This is a genomic window from Enterococcus rivorum (genome assembly GCF_001742285.1).
GTDB lineage: Bacteria > Bacillota > Bacilli > Lactobacillales > Enterococcaceae > Enterococcus_L > Enterococcus_L rivorum.
Map to the genome: position 1 here is coordinate 1 of NZ_MIEK01000073.1, position 1,499 is coordinate 1,499.

Consider the following 1,499-nt stretch of genomic DNA (forward strand, 5'->3'; position numbering starts at 1 on the left):
TGTAGTGAGACCCAAAAGTTAGACCAAATACCGACTGGAAAAATCTGGTCGGTAGTTTTATGTCGTTGTCCGTTCACGATATTGAACAGGACTGCAACCGAGTTTCGTTTTGATCCGTTGGTGATTATAGTAATAGATCCACTCATTAATTGCCTGCTTCAATCCTTCAAAGCTGGTGTATATCACACCATAATACACTTCCTGCTTTAGTAGCCCAAAGAAATTTTCCATTGGTGAATTATCAAGGCAATTCCCTTTTCGGGAAATGCTCTGGAATATTTTTTTAGCCACTAGTGGCTTTCTATATCCACTCATCTGGTAAGCCCATCCTTGATCGGAATGGAAAGTCCGACGGTAAGGGCAGTCAGCTGTTCGTTCTATCGCGTTGTTTTGCGCATCAAGGATGGCTTTCGCGTTTGGTTTTTCTGAAATTTGGTAAGACAAAATTTCTCCATTAAACAAATCCAAGAAAGGATCTAAATAAAGTTTTTTGATGACTGGTTTTCCATTTTCTCCTTGTTCATAGTACTTGAATTCAGAGGTATCCGTCGTGATTTTTTGGTGTGGAACGGATGTGAAAAATCGTCTGTGAATCCGATTCTTTACCACTTGTCCAACCGTTCCTTTGTAGGAACTGTACTTGCGTGATTTACGTGTGAATTTTAGACCTTTCAGCCCAAGCTTACGCATGATTCGTCGGATTTTTTTCTGATTCACCTTTAGCCCGAGTTGGTTTAGGGCGATTTGAATCCGACGATAGCCATAATTTCCATTGTTTTCTTCAAAAATTTCTTTAACGATTTCCTCTAATTTTGCATCTGGGTTCTCACGATTTAGTCGCTTTTGCCAATACATGTATGTTGCTTTAGGAAATTTTGTCGCTTCAAGAAGAATCGTTAATCGGAACTCTTTTCGGAGTTCGTGGATGATTCGTGCGTCTCGCTCTTGAGTCGATCTGGGATAGTCATCCCTAAAGCTCGGAGCTTTTTTATGAAGGCCAGTTCTGCACGAAGCAGTTCATTTTCTCGTTCCAGTTCCTGCTCACGTGTTGCCCGCTTTTTAGGTGTTTGCTTTTTCTTTGTCATTGAAGGCCTTCCTTTCCGTTTCGGTAAAAGACCTTCCATGCCTTCACGCAGAAATAGTTGATGCCATCGTTGGAGTAATGCTCCTGATGATAGTCCATATCTCAACGCAGCATCAAGGTAAGAGTCACCGCTAGTCAAATAATAGTGTATGACATCTTGCTTGAATTGGAAAGAATAAATTTGGTTGTTTTTTCTTCGGTGTAGCGCATCAAAGCCCAACTTTTCTACAATTTTCACCCATTTGTGCACGGTCGAATCAGCTGGAATACCATAGTGGCGGGCGAGAGTCCCGTAACCACCTTTCCCTTGTTGGTACGCTTCAACAACTAATTTTTTAAAGTCATAATCATATTTAGCCACTATAAAAAGCCCCTTAAGTTAGATTTTCTGGTCCAACTTAAGGGGCGCACTACA

Annotated in this window: 1 protein-coding gene; it reads right to left on the bottom strand. The window is 41.1% G+C overall.

Features of this window, described 5'->3' with window-relative positions; all coding sequences use genetic code 11:
• Nucleotides 1-57 precede the first annotated feature (57 nt).
• Nucleotides 58-1,445 (bottom strand): IS3 family transposase gene (locus BCR26_RS18180; RefSeq protein ID WP_139124985.1). Its coding sequence is split into 2 segments (ribosomal slippage): nt 58-911 and nt 911-1,445, totalling 1,389 coding nucleotides; the frame shifts between segments, so codons are not numbered across the junction.
• Nucleotides 1,446-1,499: the final 54 nt, after the last annotated feature.